Raw genomic sequence first — 1,580 nt, forward strand, 5'->3', positions numbered from 1 at the left:
TTTTCGAGACCTCACCCTCCCCCCGGGAACCGTGTTGATCGGAGAACTCGGGTTGGGGGGGCAACTCAGACCAGTCGGTCAACTTGAACTGCGGTTGCAAGAAGCGGCTCGGCTGGGGTTCCGTCGGGCTGTGGTGCCGTCCGGCAGTGGTTTAGGGGCACTGGCTTCTGGGTTGGATCTGGCCTTGCTTGAGGCCGCCAATGTCACCGAGGCGCTTGTTTTAGCGCTCGGCGATGAGGTGCGGACTGACCAGAATTAGCCCTCTAGAAGTACACGTCGACGTTGCTGCGACCGGTGGATTTCAACCAGTTTTCGATATCGAGATAACCACCGGGATTGAGTCGTACCGCTTGAGTCCAGACGTCTGCAGCTTGGTCAAACCAGCGATCCGCATCATCCTGTTGACCACTTTCTTCAGCGATACGGCCCCACTTCTCAAAGATCAGCCCCATGTTTTTGAGGCATGAGGGTTGTTTTGGGTTTTCATCCAGAGCTTTCTGGTAGGTCTCGATCGCCCGTTCCTCCTCACCGTTCGACATGTAAATGATGGCCATGTTCTTGAGGGTTTCACCACGGTCGGTGGGGTCGGTTTCAAGCTTTAGGGCTTCGTCGTAGTTTTCAAGTGCTTCGGCATAGTCACCATCGTTTTGGGCGGACAGTCCGTCTCGGTAATAGACGTAGGCCTCTTTCGAGCGGGCATTGATCGGCAGCAGCTTGACGATTAAGTCCGCCATCACCGTGAAGCTTTTGTCGATGAAGTTGTCGTTGCGGTTGCTGCGGGGCACGGCGCGCCGGTTGATGTCACTCCATCCTGACGGGCCTGTCATCCGACCTAGCGTGGTCGTAACGATTGATCGCTTGTGAGTTCTGCGATGCAGACCGTCGTCCTGGATGTGGAAGGGATGAAGTGTGGCGGTTGCGTGTCCGCGGTTGAACGCACGTTGCTTGAGCAGCCGGGTGTGCAGCGGGCTGATGTGAACTTGGTCAGTCGTGCTGCTTGGCTGGATTTGGCTGAATCAGACGGCAATGTCGACGATGTACTGGCAGCTTTGGCGGCGCGGGGATTCCCAGCCCGTGAACGTTCCTTGGAGTTTCAGCCGGGTCTTAACGGGACGACTGGATCCCCTGGCTTGAGTTGGTGGCGTCAGTGGCGTCAGTTGATGGTTGCGCTGGTGCTGCTGCTGCTGTCGGTGATGGGGCACCTCAGCGAAGCCGGTCAATTGTCGGTGCCGGTGATTGGCAGCCTTTCGTTCCACGCTGGCTTGGCGACGGTCGCCTTGTTTGGCCCAGGCCGCCAGATCCTGGTTGGGGGCATAAAAGCAGCCCGTGTCGGAGCCCCGAGCATGGACACCCTGGTGGGGCTGGGGGTGGGTAGCGCTTATCTGGGCCAGCTTGGTGGCCTTGGTGTGGCCCAAAGGTGGGTTGGCCGTGCTTTTTCAACGAGCCCGGTGATGTTGCTGGGATTCGTGCTTTTGGGGCGCTTCCTCGAAGAACGGGCTCGTTTTCCGAACGGGGCAGGCGTTGCAGCAACTAGCGCAATTGCAGCCCGAAACGGCTCGTTTGGTTTTGACGGATGGAGA

Annotated in this window: 1 protein-coding gene and 2 pseudogenes; 2 read left to right on the forward strand and 1 reads right to left on the reverse strand. The window is 58.3% G+C overall.

The features are described from left to right. A pseudogene (locus tag WH5701_RS18180) lies at positions 1-259 on the forward strand (DNA repair protein RadA); the annotation flags it as partial. Between the two features lie 4 nt (positions 260-263). On the opposite strand, the gene WH5701_RS00320 reads toward WH5701_RS18180, so the two are convergent. Beyond that, positions 264-827: a photosystem I assembly protein Ycf3 gene (locus WH5701_RS00320; protein WP_011359140.1), complete on the reverse strand. Its 564-nt coding sequence runs from the start codon at positions 825-827 to the stop codon at positions 264-266. Between the two features lie 45 nt (positions 828-872). Between WH5701_RS00320 and WH5701_RS00325 the strand changes: the two are divergent. Beyond that, positions 873-1,580 (forward strand): annotated as a pseudogene (locus WH5701_RS00325) (cation transporter); the annotation flags it as partial.

The sequence above is a fragment of the Synechococcus sp. WH 5701 genome (assembly GCF_000153045.1).
GTDB lineage: Bacteria > Cyanobacteriota > Cyanobacteriia > PCC-6307 > Cyanobiaceae > Regnicoccus_A > Regnicoccus_A antarcticus.

Coding starts and splice junctions, on each gene's coding strand:
- WH5701_RS00320 (WP_011359140.1), bottom strand. CDS start 827: ATGACAGGCCCGTCAGGATGGAGTGACATCAACCGGCGCGCCGTGCCC.